Below are 19,018 nucleotides of genomic sequence, written 5' to 3'. Positions count from 1 at the left end.
GGCGCACCAGGCGAAACAGCTTCTGTTTTGTTAAACTCATATAAAATTGTTTGTTTTTCGCTTTCTTCAGCCATATCTAATTCTTTTATAATGCTGTGCGGATGTTGAAGGGCGTTTCCCAGCAATGTGAGCAGATGATGCTGTATTCGTTTGATTTCCTCACGGGAAAACAAGGTATTTTGATAGTCGAAATTTAAATGAATGCTTCCGGTGTCTATACGTTCTTGTATTTGAACAGAAAGCTCGTTCGCGGTATATCCGCTGAAATAAAGCGCCGTTTCATAGTCGAAGCCGTCGGCCCTATGCCATTGAAGCGGCTGATATTGCATGGAAATACCGATAAGGTTGTGTAGCTCCTTGTGTTCCTTTCTTAATTCATTAACCAGCAAGTTATAGGGAAATCTTTGATGGCGCATAACAGAGAGCTGTTCCCTGCCTACACTGCGGACAAAGGAAAGAAAATCAGCGTCAGGGTCGACCGTTTTTCTGATTGGAAGAGAGCTGACGAACATGCCGAGTGTTTCTTTTTCTGTTCTTGAACCTCTGTTTCCATAGAAGGTTCCGATAGCAAGATCTGTTTTAGACGTGAGACGGCTGATACATATGTAAAATGAAGCCATAAATAAGGAAATGATACTGATGTTCTGTTCTTCGCAAAAGATTCGGAGTGTTTGTCCCAGATGAGGCGAAAGTGTAATGGTATCTCTGGATGCGGAAGTGCTCTGCTTTTGTGAAGGAGTCTTGCCGGCTAGTGAGTGGTATACCGGCGGCTGTTGATAGGTCTGGATCCAAAATGAACGGTCTTTTTCAAAACGTGAAGATTGTAAGTATTGACTCTCTTTTTCGATATAGCGAATGTAAGATGGTTCAGGCTGATCAGATATAGACTCTTGTTTTATTATTTTTTGATAAAGATCAATAATTTGATTTCCCATTACATTTAAAGAGATGCCATCCATAATAATATGATGGAATTTTGCATACAGCCAAACCTCATCAGTGCGGATTCTTAGGAGATAAAATTGGTACAGAGGTGAATCGAACAGCTTAAACGGGATTCTGGCTTGATCATGAATCCATTGCTCTGTTTCTTTTATTTTAGTATTTGTAAAATCTATGATTTCAAGAGGTGTTTGTTTATATTCAGCAAGATACAGACGCGGTTCCGGATCTGTTCCTTCCATCAGTTGAAATCTGACTGTGTCATTGCGGGAGATTGAACGATTCAGAGCCTTTTCTAAAACATCAAGATCAATATCGCCTTTGAATTTCACACAGGCTGTTAAATTGCATATGCTTGTACCAGGCTCCAGCAGTTCGGTAAACCACACCCTCCTTTGGGCATGAGTTAAAAAATAAGTATTGTCCCTCAATGGATTCCCTCCATTTCTCATTATAAGAGGTTCAAAAAACGAAAAATGACAATAAAAGAAATTATATGGCTATAAAATCCATATATTCATTATATTACCCTATAATTTTAAAAGTACAATAAAATTATTAATTTTTTATAACATTTTTTTGAATTAATCACAAACCATAATGTAAAAAAAAGACCTATTTTCTGTATGAAAACAGGTCTGCCGTTATTATTGATTGCCAAAATAGCAGCAATTTGCTCCTCAATATCTTTTCGTCTTCGTCATCTATCAATCCGTCATGACCATTTTGATCTTACGATTTGTTCATATGATGGTTTCGCCATCTAACTCTGGCTCCCAAATGGACGGATGGCCGTCTGGAGCATTTAACAATGGCAAACAGCCCATGCCGCTTGAAATCCGGCTACCTTTTTTCTTTTAATAAACGAATGATCTCAACGTTTTGTTCAACGCTTTTTTTCAGCGATTTCTTGATTGCGGTTAACAAGCACATGATCAGCACAACAGGAGCCGCCATTACAATCCAAAATACAAAAGGAATGATTGTCGAAATGACCGTTTGAACACCCACCGGATTGTTCCTCCCAGATTTAGTTTTCCAAATTGTAACACGAATTGATCCGAAAATGGATGTTTTCGGAAAAAACGAAAAGGGGACGCTTTCAGCACTCTGATCGGGAGGTGTACCGCAGTATCCGCCTTTTTTAAATAAATTCTTTGTTCAAAAGCCGTTTCAATTCCTTTTTTCTTTTTTTCGCTGTGAGAATATAAAGAATGTCTCCCGGTTGAACCGTCGTATCGCCGTGCGGGGTGACCAAATCCCCGTTCCGTATCATCGCGCTGATGAGCGTTTCCTTTGGAAAACTGATGTTTTTCAAGGCTTGCCCTGTAATGGCTGTCTTTTCATCAACGGCAAACTCGATCATTTCGGCGTTTGCCTTTCCGATGGATACGAGCTCCAAAGAGTGAGGGGGTTCTACTTTCTCCGGTCCATTCAAGCCTAATGTGTCTGCAAAGATTGAAATGGTTGAACCTTGAATCAATGCCGATGTCAAGACGACAAAAAACACCACATTAAAGAACAGTTGGCTATTTTCAAGCCCCATCGTCATTGGAAACGTGGCAAGCACGATCGGAACGGCCCCTTTTAATCCCGCCCAGGAAAGAAAGATCTTTTCTTTCATATGAAACCCCATTTTGATCGTTGACAGAAAAACAGCAACGGGTCGGGCAAGGAACATTAATATAAGGGAAAGCAGAAATCCTTTGAAAATGATGCCAAATGATAGAAATTGTGAAGGGAAAACGAGCAAGCCGAGTATGATGAACATCAGAATCTGCATCATCCAGGCAAATCCTTCATTAAATCTGAAAATGGAATGGCGGTAGGTTAAATCCATATTGCCGATCACGAGAGCCGCTATGTAGACTGCCAATAAGCCGCTGGCCCCGACTAGATCTGTCACACTGTATGTCAGAAGTGCAAATGCGAGGGTGAAAATGGGATATAGGCCGCTCGAATCCAGATTGATCTTATTGATGGAAAAGCTCCCAAAACGTCCGAGCAAGTAACCGATAATCAGCCCCATTCCCATTTGCCAAAAAAACGAACCGATCAGTAAATAAACATTGGCATGATCAACCGTCATCAACTCGATCAGCGATAAGGTTAAAAACATGGCCATCGGGTCGTTCGTGCCCGACTCGGCCTCAAGGGTGGAAGCCAGCCTGTCGTTAATATTCTGGCCTTTTAGCACGGCGAAAATGGCGGCTGCATCTGTTGATCCGACAATGGCGCCAAATAAAAAGCCTTCCATCCAGGAAACATTGAATATCAACTTTGCGGCGACGGCCACAACAATCGTTGTGATTAGTACGCCTATTGTCGCGAGAGACAACGAAGGACCCGCAACCGCCTTAACCGAAGACCATTTCGTCTGCAAGCCGCCTTCAAAAAGAATCACGACCAATGCGATGATCCCGATCAATTGAGTCAGTTCCGGATTATTAAAGTAAATAATCCCCAATCCGTCGCTTCCCATAATCATTCCGACCAGCAGGAACAAAACAAGGGCAGGCACTCCTAACCGCGTTGAAAACTTTGTTGTGAGCACGCCTATAATCAGCAATAAGGCGGCAAGCAAAATAAAATGCTCTATATTTATATGTTCCAACCATACATCTCCTCCCTGTAAAAATCGTTTTTTTTCATAAAACACTATGCTTCCCCGTTTTTCGCACATGAGATCTCGTCAAAATGCCTGTGTTGTTTATTTTCCCTGGACGGCCGCTCCCCTAAACTTGGTCACCGCTGTCGCAACGATCGCGATAATGATGACAATCGGAAGCCAAACGACACCAAAGCGGTAAGCCGGTTCGACAACGGCTGCGATAACGGCGCCGAGACAATAGAAGACAATCGTTAAAGCGCGGAGCAGCGCATCTGTATGAAAGATGTTTTGATGGCTTTTTCTGAAGAACCGTGTACTGACATCTTCAAAAAAGTTGGCCAGCGTTCCGGTTAAGACTGTTGTAGAAATACCTGCGATCCCGAGTTTTCTAGCAGCGGTCGTCTGAAGCCCCATCGCCATGCTGAGCAATAAGATCAAAATGTGTGCTGAGATTTGAAATAATGACAAACATGCAAAAAGCAGCAAAACGAACCCCTCGATCATAAGGGCCGTCGTGACGGCTGGAGGCCAAAAGGATTTTTCCTGTTTTCCGACAATGGCGGAAGCGATGATCACGCCGATGATAAAGCCAAGCAATGCGGTGAGAGAATACATGACGGTCTTTTGCAGCGAGTGCCCGATGGCTAATCCCAGCAGCACGATATTCCCGGTCATATTGGCGGTAAATACGTGACCGATACTTAAGTACCCAATCACATCTACAATGCCTGCCGTCAAACAAAGAAGTAAAAGCATGATGTTTCGATACAAAGCAGCACTCAAACTGATTCAACCCTTTCCTGCCTATTGTAACCCGCGGATTTTCAAGTCATTCCTTTTCATATGAAATTAATGAAACAGTAAAACGGCGGAAAACGTATATTCCCCACCGGTATTTACGGCTCATATTGTAAAGTTTGAAATAGGCTCTTCTTACAATGATATTTTACCACGATGACAGCTGTTTGTGACGAATCGCGGCGCAAAGGGACGCCATAAATGGCCCCCGATGCTATTTTTTATTCTTTACTCATGATTTAGTTCTGAAATATATCTTTAGGAGGCAAGACTGCATAAAATACTTTTATCCAATGCGAACTTTGTTTTGTAATTCAGACTTTTGACTCCTCATCTATGGATGCCGTCGCAAGAATCACAAAAAACACACATAAAAATATCCAAATTAAAAGGTGAATTTTAATGTTCGAATTAAAGGTCATATAGCAGGAATCGCTCCGAGCGCAAATCGAAGGATAAAATCGTCATATTAATTCGTTTGCTTCCCTAACAGCCAGGAACGCGCCAATAAAATGGAAAAAGCAATAATTGAGCGAAGAATAGCGGCTAAATATTCGCGCACAAAGCTCCACCCCGCCAATTATAAAGATATAAACAGGCAAGCCGCCCAAAAGTGCAAATATGCCGGCCCTTCATCCGGCGTAAAGGCGGCCACCGAAGAGCAGCCATTTCTATTTATTTATCTCCCTTTCGTTATCCTGATTTTTTTGGAATCAAAGCTTCCGATCATTTTTTTCTTTTTAGCATCCTTAAAAAGGAATACCCTGACGATATATGTTCCGTTGCCCAGTTTTTTCCTTACAGGCGACACACTATATGTTTTAAGCGGGGTAGAAACTTTAAAATAGCCTGTCACACTTCCGCCGCTAAACAATCCTCTGTTGATCCATTTACATATATAAGCTTTATAATAAAGTTTTGAACTGCCTTTCTTCTTCATTCTCCACTTAATAGAAGAAGCCCTTGAAGTGTAAGTGCTGGCATCTGTATAAACCTTGACAGTATAACCGCCTTTCGTTTGCCAGCCGGACCAGGCGGCCTCAGCTTTCCCCGTTGACATAAAAACCCCTGAGAAGGTGATTCCGGCAACGATCAATGTCATGATCAATTTTTTAGAGCTCAATTTACAGTTCATTTGCTTCATGACCTCCTAAGTATTCTCCGGCAATTCTTTCTTCTTTTTCGGCCGATTGCTTCATTATATAACATGCAGCAAATACATTCCCCTGTCATCTTTTATCATCGCGTATATGTACTACATCGTTTGAATACAGGTTAAGGAAGGTGATCTACTTCTTGCCAAGAGGAAAAATTCCCCTTTTGACAAGATCTGCACTCCCTATAGGCACAGCGCCTTTTCAGTATGAGAAAGCCTTATATTTTGTAATGTTTATTCTTTCGTTCTCATACGAATAATTTACCAACCACAAGAATATATGTTACATCCATTAATCAACACTTGCAACGAAAATCGCATCTTTTTGCTCTTTACAATTCTAAATGATTCTTAAAATCCCATAAAAAGCATCAATAAAAAACCTTCATTTTTATCATATACCCAATTGATATGAAACTTGACACAATGTTGTCATGTTTCATGTTGTATCCTCTAGTTAAAGCCGGAATGAAAACCGGATGCCGAATAGGAGGGATTGAATTGAAGCTTCTGCAAGTCAGGCTATTGGTTCAAGATGTTAAGAAATGTGTGAAGTTTTACAACGATTTTTTAGGGCTGCCAATAAGCTGGTACGAGGAAAAACTGGAATATGCCCTTTTCAATAACGGAGAAACGAAAATCGAGCTTTTCTCTCGAAACAAGATGGCCGAAGTAGTCGGAGAGGAATTGGAAGGAGAAGCTCACTCAAGGTTCTTGCTCCAATTTGAAGTGGAAGACGTCGATCAAACTTATAACGATCTTAAGGAAAATGGAATTGAATTTGTTAATAAACCGCATGACCGCAAGGAATGGCGGGCGCGTATGGCCCATTTCCGCGATCCGGATCAGAATCTGATTGAGATCTATCAAATGCTGTAATTTTCTCGTCACATTGATCAATTTTTGATTTTCAACCTGCAGCATTATAAAATAAACAAAAACCTTCAAGGGTGATCGATATGTGCGGCAGATTCACGCTGTTTGCTGATTATGAAACCATCATTGACCGTTTTGACATTGATCAGATGATTCCGAAAGAACAATACAGGCCAAGCTATAATATCGCTCCCTCACAGCCCGTTCTGGCTGTTATCAATGACGGGGCAAGTCAGCGGCTGGGCTATTTGCGATGGGGGTTCATTCCGCCTTGGGCCAAAGATGAGAAGATCGGCTATAAAATGATCAATGCCCGGGCTGAAACCTTAGCCGAAAAACCAAGTTTCAGGAAGCCCCTGATCAGTAAAAGGTGCATCATTCCAGCCGACAGCTTTTACGAATGGAAACGGATCGATTCAAAAAGAAAACAGCCAATGAGAATCAAACTGAAGTCGAATGAGCTCTTTTCATTTGCCGGATTATGGGAGAAGTGGATTTCCCCCAGCAATGAACCGGTTTATACATGCACCATCATTACAACAAGACCAAACGCTTTCATGGCAAACATTCATGACCGGATGCCGGTTATTCTTGATTGCCATCACGAAAAGGATTGGCTCGACCCTGCCAATCAAGATAGTGCGTTCTTAGAAAGTCTTCTTACCCCCTGTCACTCAGATGACATGGAAGCCTATGAAGTATCACCTTTAGTTAATTCACCGCACCACGATTCTATTGATGTGATCAAACAAAGCCCTGCTCATTAGCAGGGCTTGTGGAGTCCGCCCCCCTCCGTACCTCCGGTGTTGATTGGATGATGTCGCCGTGTTGCACACACACTGGAGCCCGCCCCTGGTCTTGTGCATCCACTACATTTACATTCAAACCATAAAGGCTATTTTGGCAAATCATTCACTTCATTTGCCACCCGTATGCCAGATTCAATCGCTCCCTGCATCCATGCATGGGTGAGCGAGGTGTGTTCCCCACCGAAATGCACCCTTCCCTCAGGTGTAGGAATATAAGGATACAGCTCTAATTCCTGTCCTGGTTCAAATGCGGTAAAAGCCCCGGCAGAATACGGATTCTGGCTCCAGCTGAAAGAAGCTCCTGATACAAACTCAGAATACACGATATTTCCATATATCTCAGATAAGTTCATTAACGTATAACGGATGCGCTCTTGTTCAGGCAGACTGTCCCACATCAACGCCTCATCCGCCCATGTATAACTTGCTAAAACGACCGCATGTCCGGAAGATCCAAATCCATAGCTTGGATAGTACGAAAATCTAACAGGCAAATCCGTGATCGATTTGCCGCCACACTGCCCTGCTCTTTCCCAAAACCGGCTCTTAAACTCAATTCCAGTTTTGGTTGCGGCTATGTAATTGAGTTCACGAATTGCTCTTCGTTTATAGTAAGAAAAAGAATCATATGGTTCGACTTTCACAAATCGCAAGGCTGAAAAAGGAATCGTCACGATCGCAAGGTCAGCTGTCAGCGCCAAAGGCTCTGCTGACTGTTGATGAATACAATGAATCGTCACACTGGCTGGCTCCTGAGAAATTTTCACCATTTTTTGGCGGAACAAAATATCTTCTTTTAACTGCGGAAGAAATGCATCCGTCAGCAGGTCCATCCCTCCTGTGATCTCATAGAATCGAGCCGGGGATGTAAAAAAAATCGATTCCCGCAATACCTCAACAAGAGACATCCCCATATACGCTTCCATATCCAAAAGGATTCCGATCATATCGATTGCCCCGTTTGAAAAATAAGAGCTTAAATAAGAGCCCAGCGAATGTTTTCTATATTCCTTTTCAACAATGCGCCAATTTCTCTCCGGGTTTTGGTTAATAAAATTGAGGATCGGCTGCAAGACGGAAAGCATCAGTTCTTCAGCCGTTTTTCCTTGTTCATGTGGAGCAACCGGGAATCTTAAAATGCCAGGATTCTCTTCATAAAGATGGAGGCGTGTTTTGATGCCATTTGCATATATAATGTCCATTGGAGTTCGATTCAAAAATTCGTTTGTAGGCAGCTTGAATTTTTTAATATATTCCAAGGTTAATGTATGGTTATCCGGAATACGCATCGGCCCAACGTTAAAATATAAATCCCTGCTGAAGGGAGCACGTACAGTGTAAACACGTCCTCCCACTCTATCGTTCGCTTCCACAATCGTGACTCTATGCCCGGCAGCCTTTAATAAAGAAGCTGCAACAAGCCCGGCCAGCCCAGCCCCTACGATAATGATACGTTTTGGATACTGCGTTGTTTTCAGGCCATTTCTGATGATATTGATCATGTCTACATCATTTGCTTGAAAATTCAATTTATTAGGCCCCCACTTTTTCGATTTATTGGATTATATTCCGGCAAAAGGATGCCTTATTACTTTTATCATCAAAAGGTGGAACGATCATGCGGGGCTTTTCAAACCGGGCGAGTTTAACGGCTAAAAATGGCTCATCCCGGAATCTATACAGGACCTGGGCACGATTGGTGGAACGCAAGTTATGAGAACCAGCTTACCTTAACATGTCGCCTTATCATTGTATTTATAGGCAAATGATCTTCCGGTGCCAAATGTTCAGTGCTTTATTGTTCGGAGATTTTTTCCTTTAAAAACTTATGATCAAAAGTCTTTTTCCGTAGTGTTCCAGTCTGGGCAAGAGTTTCACAAACACTTCACATCTTTCAAATATTTAACATGCTAAACTAGATTTGTAAGCGCAAACAAAAACTTAGGAGGGCAAATCGTGAAAACGGCTATTAAAAGTTTCTTGGCATTATCATTGATTTTAGGAACATTTATGATTTCACCCATTCTTACTCCAAACGCCTCTGCCCAAACAATGTCGACCAAATCTTACGGTGTAACCTACACTACAATGAATGTTGGTGACTCCAACGTATTTATGGGCGGTGACCGGTATGAAGTTCTCAATGGTCAGAATGTCCTTGAGATTAATCAATATGGCATGGTTAGAGCCATAGGTCTTGGCAAAGCGACTGTCGTTGTTTATAAAAACGGTGTTATTTATTGGGTGCATTATGTAACTGTTGTTAGATAATGGCTATCGAGATTACCGTAAGCATGTGCCCTCTATAGAGGGCCTCTTTACTTCATTTTCTCTATTCCTGTACCATCGATGAAAGATGGAGCAGTCTCAACGGCTTCTTCTGCGTCTAAATTTCCACTCACTTGATATAGCCCGCACCTTCATCATTACCCACAGCAAGCGGGTATGGTATGCAGTTGACAAAGCCGAATATAAAATGAATGTTCCCCGTGCTTGAACATGCACATAAAAAACCTTGAAAGGCAAATGACAATCAAGGAAGAAGAAATGAAAACTATTCAATTTTTCAAATCTGCACTCAATAAGTATTAATCACTCACCAAATATTAACTCATCCATTTCTTCTCGCTCTTTTGCAATGCCTTTATAAGTTTCGATCAAGTTCTTTACCATCTCAAGCGTTATTTCTCTGTCATTTTCATAAATTTTAATACTAGCTCCCATTGAGAGTAACTGTTCTATAGTATTTACTAATGATTTTAATTCTTCTGTGTCATAGTAATCACATTCAATAACAGGTTTTCCTGATTCAATCGCCTGTTTTAGCTCCTTAATAGGTTGGGATGATGTTTTTCTTAACAACGAGATGTACTTCCTAATATTTGAATCATTGAGTACTTCCACATAAATCAAGTCCATCATAATACCTCCTCTCTAAATAAAAGCCTTAAATGGCTATATCTATTCAAACCTTGCATAAAACAAATAATAGCCGGTGAAAAAATCGGCTATTTCTTTATATGCAGCGGCAAAACAATTGTTAAATTTTTACAAAGGATATTTTAGATTTACTGCTTCCGGATAAATTGTTGATGTTTAAAATACTAACTGGCTTCCGTTCATTATTCATAAATTAATGAAGCTCTTAAATTGTTAATTCCGTTTTTCCAAATACCCCTTTAAGCAAGTTAATGTATATACCCAGCCTTCTTTTTGTCCTATCATTTTTTCCACAATCTCTGGGTCATCTTCTTTTACTCCTGATTCATTTACTTCAATAATTGTACTTGTATCATCCTCTTTTAGTGTTATTGTAACAACCGTTTCTTCACCATGTTCTTTGCCCCAAGAGAACACTATTTTCTTATTGTTCTCGATTTCGAGTACATTTATTACCCCTTCTGCATTGTATTCATCATATCTTAATGTAATCCTCTTGCCTTTCTCCTATCTTTCAGAACTTGATGAGAACCAAAAATTCCCGATTTTTGAAGGAGATACGAATGCTTCAAAGACCTTATTGGCAGGTTTGTTTAGTTTTAATTTAGTTGTTACTTGAGTATTCAAATTTATCATCATCCTTTTAAATTATGTCTACTATCATTGATATTTTCTTCTTAAACTGGAACATTGAAGATATGTTGATTTTGTTTTCTGATCCTCCTATGTCGATACCTGCAACCACAGGGTAGCACATATTGACCTTAAAGCGAAACTCTAAGATTGCACTTTAGGGGTAAAGTATTCCAAAATCATTTCTCCCTTTTCAATACCTTCATGTTGTTACGATAAATGCGTTAAAAAGACTACTTTAACAAAACGTTGGGAAGTCAAAATTCATCAATCAACTGGATTCCAGACGGGATCTCATGAGCTGGATTCCTTCTGAGCAGAGGCAGCAGATCTTTTTGCAGCAGGAGCATTCGCACATTGAATTGGATATGTTTTATTTTACGGCAAAAGGTTTTAATTATACTGACTACGTTTACATTCTCGGTCTCCTATAGGTCAGTTTGTTTTGATCCAGTCCTTTTACAATCTCGGTGATTCTCCTTAAGCAGTGTTCCTCCGTACCTAAAATTCCCGACCATAATTTTTTTAAAAACGAAAATAATAATTTTGTGAAAGGAGGATGATTTATGACAAATAAAAAGCAGCAAAAAGAAAAACAAAAACATTCCAAATTACTTGGTATAAATATTACGGATACTGAGCTTGCCCAGGAACTTGGAAGTCTTCAGCAGCAGCTTGCCCAGGTGAACCAAAATGTAACCCAATTAGGAGCATCTCAACAACAAAGCGGCCAAGGTCAAGCTCAGCAAAATTCTCAAATGAATCAAATAAAGCAGCAGGTTCAGCAATTTGGTTCACAATCTCAACAGCAAATTCAGCAGACTGATCAACAAATTCAGCAAAGCCTCCAACAAGCTGATCAACTGCTTCATCAAGCTCTTCAAGGGATTCAAACCAATCAGGCCATGAACCAGGTGAATCAAGCTGTTCTACAAGCCCAACAATCATTAAATCAACAAGGGCAGCAGGGGCAGCAGGGACAGCAAGGTCAGCAAAATCAAAATCAGCAAAACCAACAAAATCAACAGTTTCAACCACCATTACAATAAAGATATCTCTGTATAAAAGAAAAGAGCCCTTAAAAACGGTCTTTTTGGTCGTTCGTTTAGAGGAGCAATAGAATCCTTCACCTCTAAAATTTTGACATAAAGGAAAGTATAATTTTTAAAAAGTCACTACACCTCCTGATCTAAAAGGGCGGGCATCGGTTAAATCCAGTGCTTAATTTAAAATTAGGCGTTCAAGTTGAAATTTTTTAAATTCATTTTTCCTTACCGAATAAACCACCTTGCGCTATTCGCTTTTTTAACTTGAAATGGCGGGATCTTACTGCTTGCGTTTCTCACGCAATGCCGCATAGCTCCAGTCGTTCTCCTGTGAAGCTGACGGCCATCATCATTCGGTGCATCCGAGTCCACACTTGATAAGGGAAAGGCGCGTCTTCCATTCATAGAAAAAGCGGCCGCCAATCAGCTGCACAACATCAATGTGCAAAAGATCAGTGCCCGCATGCTCTCCGTGTTGAACTCAATATTCACGTTCGTTTTTCTTGTTTCTATCGTATGACAAAATGGAATAGAAAAAATCCGGGTTGGAACATTAACCTTGAAAGGCAATTGCCAGTTCATATTTTCAATTCAGCACTCAATATGTATTAATCATCACCAAATATTAACTCATCCATTTCTTCTTAATCTTTTGCAATCAATCAGTCCGCTATATGAAAAATTAATCATCGTCAGATACAGCATCATCAAAATCTTGTAACTCTTCCATAATTTCTTTTAAGCGAGTAATGCTGTTTTTAAATTCTTCCTGTTAGATTTCTTGATAATTAAAAATCTCCTTCTCCATATATATCATTATCAAATATTTTTTACCTCTGCTCCTAAATCTAATAATTTGTCGACTAACTCTTTTAATTTTTCCATTTCATCGATGTCGTTTGCATCGGTTTCTGCAAGGACCTCATTGTTTTCAATTTTGTTTTTTATTTCTGCAATCCCTAAATTCGTATGCTTTCTTAAAGGGACTATATATTTTTAATGAGCTATTAGGCATAATTTTTATTGCGATTTCTCCTTTCTTTAAAATTCTTCAAAATAATTTCGGTTAACAGGTTTTCCCGGGGCATTTTTGCTGAAACTTCCTCCGTGCCATCTTTTTAAATGCTCTTTACCTGCAACTTATTGATCAGGTCCACAGTAAGAAAAAATAGCCCAGCTTGAATAAGTGGGCTTTCAGTCTTTATATCCTCTTTTTCATTCACATCTGCAGCACCTCACGATTATCACGACTTTCGTAACGGACATATTGTATCAATGACTGCATTCCATGCTGTTGAGGCAGGATCGATTATTTTAAAATGTTCTGCATCCGGCAGCACAACCAAGCTCACATTACAGCCTTGTTCCATTGCCTTTAAATAGTAATCTCTGCTTAACTCGACTGGAACATGACGATCTAACACACCATGTACTAAAACTTGATCTATTTTCATCGGCAACCGCTCAATCGGGGAAACAACTTGATAGCGTTCTGCAACCTCATGTGGTGACCCGCCCATTAGTGCAGAAACATGACTCTTCATTCCTTTTTCTTCGTGAAATTCCCACATTTTTTTTAAGTCTGTTACCCCGGCCAAGCTGATTACTTTCTTGATGGGCACAACCAACTCATGAAACATTTGATCTGGGTTTCCTGCGGTTCGAGAGGCTAGCCAAAGAGCTAAATGCCCTCCTGCCGAATGCCCAATAATCATTACACTTGATAGGTCCAAACCATAAGGTTCCTTTAGCTGTGACAGATGGTTGATAGCGTCAATCACATCATGGAATGTTCCAGTCCAACCTCCTCCTTCTTCCCCCACTCTACGATACTCAATATTCCAAGTGGCGTATCCTCTACTAGTCAAATCTTCGGCAATGGGATTATTTTCTTCCAAATCATATTTCGACTGCCAAAACCCTCCATGAATCATAACGACTACCGGACACGGTTCTTTCTTGTCAGGCACCCGTAATACCCCGTATTGCGAATGATGTTTTCCATAAGATATTTTCGCTTTATGAGACATCTTATCCCCCTCTCAAATTGATTCTACAGGAAAAGCCATCCTTCCTTCTCCATCAAGAATAGCGTCTGAAGCAACAGAACATCCAGGGATTTTTTTACCGGGTCGGTCAGCCCAGCCCTCAGATCATCCCGACAGCTGTCTTCTGCAATTATAAATAGCTGACGCCTTGTTCAGCCCAGAGATATTCTCCATCATTATCAAGACTTTGACCGAGTGCTCAACGTTCAATTCATTTAAGCAGTGTTGAGCCCTCAGCTTTTGAAAAAGGTTAACCGCTTTCCGCACCGGTTTTCAAGCCGCACACCTTCAAAGCCTTTATACGGACGGCAGACAAGACATTAGATCTTCCCTCTTCAAATCAAAAAGACACCAAACAAACGCATGATTGCGCTCTTGTACTCTCCGTCTTGTGTGTTTAAGTGTCACAAATAAATAATATTTATTCACAAGGAAAAACATTTCGGGACACCGAATGATTAAATTGCAACAAAAATTTTCAGAAGGAGTGCTTGAAATGAAATTCAAAAAAAGTGTTGTTTTTGCGTTATCGATTTCAGCTTTAGCTTTATCTGCCAGTGGTATAGCTTCAGCGAAAGAAACGAAGAGCTCTCCTGTCACAGAAGTAAAAAGCGCTTCTATGCTTCCATCTCACGTGATAAAGATTCAAGACCGTAATTTGACAATAAGCGTCGGAGACCAAGCCTGGATAACCAATTTAGCAGCCACAAGATATGTTTCTGACAATACGGCGGTTGCCTCAGTGGATCAAGGTGGCTTGGTCACTGCTAAAGCAATAGGGACTGCAACAATCACTTTATTCAAAGGTGACAGTGTATTAGGCAAAGTGTTTGTTCAAGTGATTTAAACATCCCGTTTTCCGCCCAAATTGTTGAACAAATTTGGGCGGATTAAAACGGATTTAGCCCCCGTTCCATCAGGAGTCTATGTCTATGTCGATCCCATTCCGAGAGGCACATATATGTGTATCGCCTTTAAGTGGTCTGCAGCCGATTATTACGACCACTTCGGCAAACTAAAAAAAGCCTACGATTCGTCAGGCTTCTCAAAAGAAAATATTGCAAACGAAGTGTCGCTTATTCTCAAAAGATGGACTTTATAACCTAGCTCCAACTATTAATTGATTAAACAATGAAGGAGGAGGCGACCAGCCTCCCCCCTTGCACACCACCGTTTACGGGGCGGTTTGAATTTTTTTCTAACGCGAATCTTCCGTCCGGGGATATATTTTATTCGCATTCAGTCGCTTTTTTATTCCATAACAAAAAAGCGAGAAACATAATCTTCAAAGATGAGTTCGGTAACCGCAGTAACAAAGCGTTTGCCAATCAGTATTTATCGTTTTTGTCCTATAAATTGAATGACATGAGATAAACCATTATGTAAATCCCCTTCATGACGAACTGCTTCACCTAAAAAGAAGTGAACAATACGCCAGTCTGAATAAATGTGTAAAAACTCTTCCGGTCTATATAAAAATTCAGATTCTTGCGGCCCGCCGCTTTTATATGGAATTTGGTGAATTGAATATACTTCCGCAACAAAAAAACCGCCCGGTTTCACTGCTTCTTTAACCCCTAGAAGTGTTTTTCGGCGCAATTCTTCTGGAAAATGGCCAAAAATACATACAACCTCATCCCACTGATCTTTTTTCCATGACGCTTCATTTAAGTCAACGAGTTCCGTCTTCACTTCTACATTTCGGGCTTCTGCAAGCTTTTTCGTCTTTTTCAATCCAGATTCCGCGTAATCCCATGAAGTCACATTCATTCCTTGTTCGGCTAAAAAAACCGCATTGCGTCCTTCACCTTCTGCAATTGCTAATGCGTTACCTGTTAATTGAAGTTTTTTCTGAGAATCCGATAAAAATGCATTCGGTTCAGTTCCATAAACATAATTCTCATCTTGAAAACAGGTGTTCCAAAAATTCATGATCCCTGCTCTCCTTTTTTTTTGATACACTTCACTGCTCTTTTCCATGATCAATAAATCCCTTATTTGAGTGAAAGCTTAAGCGACGCATATCACTGTGACCGTACGTATTCCTGCGAGCGATGTTCTGCGGCTGCTCGTGAAGTTCAATACCTACGACGTCTTTCCGCTATCAAGATGGGTCGAACCTTGTATACTTATGCCTATGATCAGCCACTTATGCATAGAGATCTTCTGATAAAACGTTATTATTACGATTTAATTTAAATCCTAGGATATTTCATCTTCTTTGTCAAACCGAACGATAAAACAAAAAGCTTTTTTCAAGTATGTTTTAACAAATACATTTGATCTTTTTTAGTGACAGGTGACAAAATGGAGTAGAAAAGGTTCCCTAGTTAATCCCCTTTTTCGCTGGGTTTTTCTCGAACGTGTTCAAATTTATCTTTAAACATATGACACGGATCCTACAAATGTAAAAGTATACCCCTTGTTAACAATTTCATTTCTTTTTCCTTCATAGTCAAAGTTATATAGTAAAATGGCAGCGTTTATATTCTTCGGAAGTTGTTTACCCTGATTAGCTTCAAAACGAGATAAAATCATTTCTTCATATGAGCATCCGCCTATTAATTGATACAAAAATTCTTTATTATGGTCATGAGCAACCTTTTCAATAAAATCTTCATCTAAATCATCAATGTCTATTTCAAAATCTCTTAAAAACGGGGAAGGGAGGAAATCACCTTCTTCTTCATCGTATGGTAATTCAACGTATTTATTTAATGTATCAACAGTTTGAATACTACCGATCCATAATGAGACATAATTTTCTCGTTCCATTTTAAACCCTCCTATTTTCCAAGGTAATATTTTCATGAAATTACAAATATAAATTGTTTTTGAAAGCGCTTCTGTGTTAATTTTGATGTAAACAAATACAGTACACAAACAACTGGTTACTACATATCGTTTTGCCTTAAGTGTAATGCATTTCCTAACGCTAAGAGAACAAAATTCCACGAAGATTCTTCCAGAAAGAAAGTTCTAAGAGCCAAAAAAACGAGGTGAAAAAGTGTGCAACAAGAAAAAACAACATCAAATATTAACAGGATAGTACAGAGATATATCATTCTGTTCCTTGTTTTATGCGCATGTTATTTTGTTTACATGGGTGCTTTGGGTAATAAATTCACTCCAGTTCCACTAATTATTTTCATTGTTGGTGCTATAATCGGAGAGCTAATCAGAATAGGCGGAATTAGAAGATAGAGGGTTTCAGCCTCTCTTAAATAAAGAGAGCTTCAAGTGTTTCACCTTTGTTTTCGGCTAATAGCCGTCAATACCATTATTTTTGATTCCTTTGTCTGGATGGAAATAAAGGGCATCCTTTACTATTCTGTAAACATAGATATCCTAATAATATGAGTAAACTTTCTTAATACTTCGCACATTAAGGATTTGCCATTAAAGGATGAAGAAATGCTTTTCAAAATTAACTAAAAGAACAGGAGACTTTAAATGGAAATCTTAATTAGACAAGAGCTCACTGAAGAATATAATACGACTGAGGAAATTGTTAAAAAAGCCTTTTTAAATGAAGAATACAGCGACAAGAAAGAACACGTACTTGTAAACAGGATTAGAAAATCAGATGCATTTATCCCTGAACTATCATTAGTCGCGTTAAATCAAGGCAAAGACATTGTAGGTCATGTCCTTTTATCTAAAATAAAAATCGTAGATGGTGATAGAGCTGCCGATTCTTTGGCACTTGCTCCGGTTTCCGTTGCACCTGAGTATCAGAAAAAAGGCATTGGGAGTCAATTGATTCGTACAGCGTTAAAAAACGCAAAAGATCTGGGTTATTGTTCAGTAATTGTTTTAGGACATAAAGATTTTTATCCAAAATTTGGTTTTAAACCAGCCAGCTTATGGAATATACAAGCACCATTTGAGGTTCCAGATGACGTATTTATGGCTCTAGAATTAACAGATCATTCTCTTGAAAAAGTGCAAGGTGTCGTTCATTATTCAAAAGCTTTTTTGGAGTAACAGCCAGATGAATGATTAGATATTTTAATAAAAAGAGGTTGTTCCGAAAATCGTTTTATAACATTTTCTAAAGACAGCTTCTTTTTTAATGTCTCAGTCGTTCCTATATTTCTCTCAGTGGTGGAACAGTAATCTCACTAAGTTTCTCCCCCCGCTTCACTACAGCAAACCAGCGATAGCTTATATCTCGGCAAACGAAAAAGAGCAGCTTTAATTTCCTGCTCTTTTGTTGATAACGGCTCCCGCTAATCTCCGGGAGGACTCAAAGATTATAAAGAGACATGTGATAATGGCTTTCTGTGCAAGCGGGGTCTCACCGCTTGCGTTCCCCTTGGCTGTCGCGCGCAATCCTGCATAGACTCCGGCCGCTCCTCCTGTGAAGCTGACGACTCTCATCATCATTCGAAAGGTGCGTCTCCCATTCTGGCCATTAAAAAAAAGCGGCCGCCAATCAGCTGCACAACATCCGTGTGCAAAAGATCAGTGTCCGCAGGTTCTCCGTCTTGGACTCAGGTATTCCACATTTTCTTTCAAAACCTTACAAGTATTTTTTTAGTTTTTCAGGAAGAAAAGCTTTCTGAACTTTAGTCTTCCCTTCTTCGTCTACAAATTCCACTTCATAAGCCTCTTCCGGTTCAGTAAAAATCATGACAACCGTACCGACTTCACCTTTTTTTAAATCTTCTGTTGGGTCATCTTCAATCAATACAACAGTTTCATATTGTTCGAATTTCAAATTTTCCACCTACTTTACATATAAAGTCGTTAATTCAGGAACATCCGATCCTGGTTTTAAAATCCATCCAGTTCTAACAGTGGCTGTTTTACCGTTTGGACCGGTAATGTCTATATCAACTGTATACCTTTGACCATATTGATCCAACTTCCCAATTATCACTTTCTGATTAGGAAGTTCCTTTTTAATTTTCATTTCTAATTCGTGTGCATTTGTCTTATTATAACCTAAAGCGCTCTCGAACACCTTAGCTTTATTGCCACCGACTGGATGATCCGGATTTAGTGCATAACCGGTGAGCTTTCGAGAATCAATGGTGGCATTTTCCACGTGAGGCAACGCCGGAAGGGTGTCACCGGAACCATGTGGTTTTCCATTATTATTACTTTCCGATTTAAATAAAACACTCGTCTTCTTATCCTCAAGCAGCTCCTTA

The 19,018-nt window shown here is 39.8% G+C and carries 19 protein-coding genes and 1 pseudogene; 7 read left to right on the top strand and 13 right to left on the bottom strand.

The features are described 5' to 3' along the window. The 5 genes from BTR1S_RS20855 to yqgA all read right to left on the bottom strand — a co-directional run. The coding region (locus tag BTR1S_RS20855) for a condensation domain-containing protein (RefSeq protein ID WP_255130345.1) at window positions 1-1,373 on the bottom strand (1,373 nt) is incomplete at its 3' end. 412 nt (window positions 1,374-1,785) lie between these two features. After that, window positions 1,786-1,953: a hypothetical protein gene (locus tag BTR1S_RS22650; protein ID WP_155910088.1), complete on the bottom strand. Its 168-nt coding sequence runs from the start codon at window positions 1,951-1,953 to the stop codon at window positions 1,786-1,788. 133 nt (window positions 1,954-2,086) lie between these two features. Beyond that, window positions 2,087-3,556 (bottom strand): potassium/proton antiporter, encoded by a 1,470-nt coding sequence (locus tag BTR1S_RS20850; RefSeq protein ID WP_029418447.1) that lies wholly within the window; start codon window positions 3,554-3,556, stop codon window positions 2,087-2,089. Between the two features lie 96 nt (window positions 3,557-3,652). Next, window positions 3,653-4,336 carry a YoaK family protein gene (locus BTR1S_RS20845; protein ID WP_006638034.1) on the bottom strand — a complete coding sequence of 228 codons (684 nt, stop codon included), beginning with the start codon at window positions 4,334-4,336 and terminating at the stop codon, window positions 3,653-3,655. A 694-nt stretch (window positions 4,337-5,030) separates the two neighbouring features. Beyond that, window positions 5,031-5,486, bottom strand: coding sequence for a cell wall-binding protein YqgA (yqgA, locus tag BTR1S_RS20840; protein WP_006638035.1), 456 nt, complete (start codon window positions 5,484-5,486; stop codon window positions 5,031-5,033). A 522-nt stretch (window positions 5,487-6,008) separates the two neighbouring features. On the opposite strand from yqgA, the gene BTR1S_RS20835 reads away from it, so the two are divergent. Both BTR1S_RS20835 and BTR1S_RS20830 read left to right on the top strand, forming a co-directional pair. Beyond that, window positions 6,009-6,386, top strand: a complete 378-nt coding sequence (locus BTR1S_RS20835; protein WP_029418448.1) for a VOC family protein — start codon at window positions 6,009-6,011, stop codon at window positions 6,384-6,386. A gap of 80 nt (window positions 6,387-6,466) precedes the next feature. Continuing rightward, window positions 6,467-7,150, top strand: a complete 684-nt coding sequence (locus BTR1S_RS20830; protein WP_006638037.1) for an SOS response-associated peptidase — start codon at window positions 6,467-6,469, stop codon at window positions 7,148-7,150. Window positions 7,151-7,278: 128 nt separating this feature from the next. On the opposite strand, the gene BTR1S_RS20825 is transcribed toward BTR1S_RS20830, so the two are convergent. After that, complete coding sequence (locus BTR1S_RS20825) at window positions 7,279-8,721, bottom strand: flavin monoamine oxidase family protein (protein ID WP_029418449.1); 1,443 nt, start codon at window positions 8,719-8,721, stop codon at window positions 7,279-7,281. A gap of 427 nt (window positions 8,722-9,148) precedes the next feature. On the opposite strand from BTR1S_RS20825, the gene BTR1S_RS20820 reads away from it, so the two are divergent. Next, window positions 9,149-9,463 (top strand): BLB8/JUQZ-1 family protein, encoded by a 315-nt coding sequence (locus BTR1S_RS20820; protein WP_029418450.1) that lies wholly within the window; start codon window positions 9,149-9,151, stop codon window positions 9,461-9,463. A gap of 321 nt (window positions 9,464-9,784) precedes the next feature. Here the strand turns inward: BTR1S_RS20820 and BTR1S_RS20815 are convergent, their stop codons facing one another. Together BTR1S_RS20815 and BTR1S_RS20810 are read right to left on the bottom strand one after the other, a co-directional pair. Then, entirely contained in the window at window positions 9,785-10,111 is a 327-nt protein-coding gene (locus tag BTR1S_RS20815) for a hypothetical protein (protein ID WP_006638040.1), read from the bottom strand. A gap of 203 nt (window positions 10,112-10,314) precedes the next feature. Continuing rightward, window positions 10,315-10,768, bottom strand: a pseudogene (locus tag BTR1S_RS20810) (SRPBCC family protein). A gap of 563 nt (window positions 10,769-11,331) precedes the next feature. Here BTR1S_RS20810 and BTR1S_RS20805 point away from each other — a divergent pair. Continuing rightward, window positions 11,332-11,814, top strand: a complete 483-nt coding sequence (locus BTR1S_RS20805; protein ID WP_006638042.1) for a hypothetical protein — start codon at window positions 11,332-11,334, stop codon at window positions 11,812-11,814. Between the two features lie 1,241 nt (window positions 11,815-13,055). Here BTR1S_RS20805 and BTR1S_RS20800 read toward each other — a convergent pair. Further along, the gene (locus BTR1S_RS20800) at window positions 13,056-13,841 is read right to left on the bottom strand and encodes an alpha/beta hydrolase family protein (RefSeq protein WP_006638043.1); all 786 of its coding nucleotides are present in this window, start codon (window positions 13,839-13,841) and stop codon (window positions 13,056-13,058) included. 514 nt (window positions 13,842-14,355) lie between these two features. Here BTR1S_RS20800 and BTR1S_RS20795 point away from each other — a divergent pair. Together BTR1S_RS20795 and BTR1S_RS22645 are read left to right on the top strand one after the other, a co-directional pair. Next, on the top strand, window positions 14,356-14,706 hold the full coding sequence (locus BTR1S_RS20795) for an Ig-like domain-containing protein (protein ID WP_006638044.1): 351 nt from the start codon (window positions 14,356-14,358) through the stop codon (window positions 14,704-14,706). Between the two features lie 114 nt (window positions 14,707-14,820). Further along, window positions 14,821-14,961, top strand: coding sequence for a hypothetical protein (locus tag BTR1S_RS22645; protein WP_155910090.1), 141 nt, complete (start codon window positions 14,821-14,823; stop codon window positions 14,959-14,961). A gap of 233 nt (window positions 14,962-15,194) precedes the next feature. Here the strand turns inward: BTR1S_RS22645 and BTR1S_RS20790 are convergent, their stop codons facing one another. After that, window positions 15,195-15,791 carry a class I SAM-dependent methyltransferase gene (locus BTR1S_RS20790; RefSeq protein WP_029418451.1) on the bottom strand — a complete coding sequence of 199 codons (597 nt, stop codon included), beginning with the start codon at window positions 15,789-15,791 and terminating at the stop codon, window positions 15,195-15,197. Between the two features lie 447 nt (window positions 15,792-16,238). After that, window positions 16,239-16,634, bottom strand: coding sequence for an immunity 22 family protein (locus BTR1S_RS20785; RefSeq protein ID WP_006638046.1), 396 nt, complete (start codon window positions 16,632-16,634; stop codon window positions 16,239-16,241). Window positions 16,635-17,312: 678 nt separating this feature from the next. Here BTR1S_RS20785 and BTR1S_RS20780 point away from each other — a divergent pair. Continuing rightward, window positions 17,313-17,846 carry a GNAT family N-acetyltransferase gene (locus tag BTR1S_RS20780; RefSeq protein WP_006638047.1) on the top strand — a complete coding sequence of 178 codons (534 nt, stop codon included), beginning with the start codon at window positions 17,313-17,315 and terminating at the stop codon, window positions 17,844-17,846. 538 nt (window positions 17,847-18,384) lie between these two features. On the opposite strand, the gene BTR1S_RS20770 is transcribed toward BTR1S_RS20780, so the two are convergent. Continuing rightward, entirely contained in the window at window positions 18,385-18,591 is a 207-nt protein-coding gene (locus BTR1S_RS20770) for a DUF4926 domain-containing protein (RefSeq protein WP_373870191.1), read from the bottom strand. Then, on the bottom strand, window positions 18,592-19,018 hold a 427-nt coding region (locus BTR1S_RS22910), incomplete at its 5' end, for a DUF6883 domain-containing protein (protein ID WP_369692100.1). It lies immediately after the preceding gene.

Origin of the sequence: Bacillus sonorensis NBRC 101234 = KCTC 13918, assembly GCF_001592005.1 — a bacterium.
In the GTDB taxonomy this organism is placed as follows: Bacteria; Bacillota; Bacilli; order Bacillales; family Bacillaceae; genus Bacillus; species Bacillus sonorensis.
Note: the sequence above shows the minus strand (reverse complement) of the source record. Positions and strands in the feature narration are given on the sequence as shown.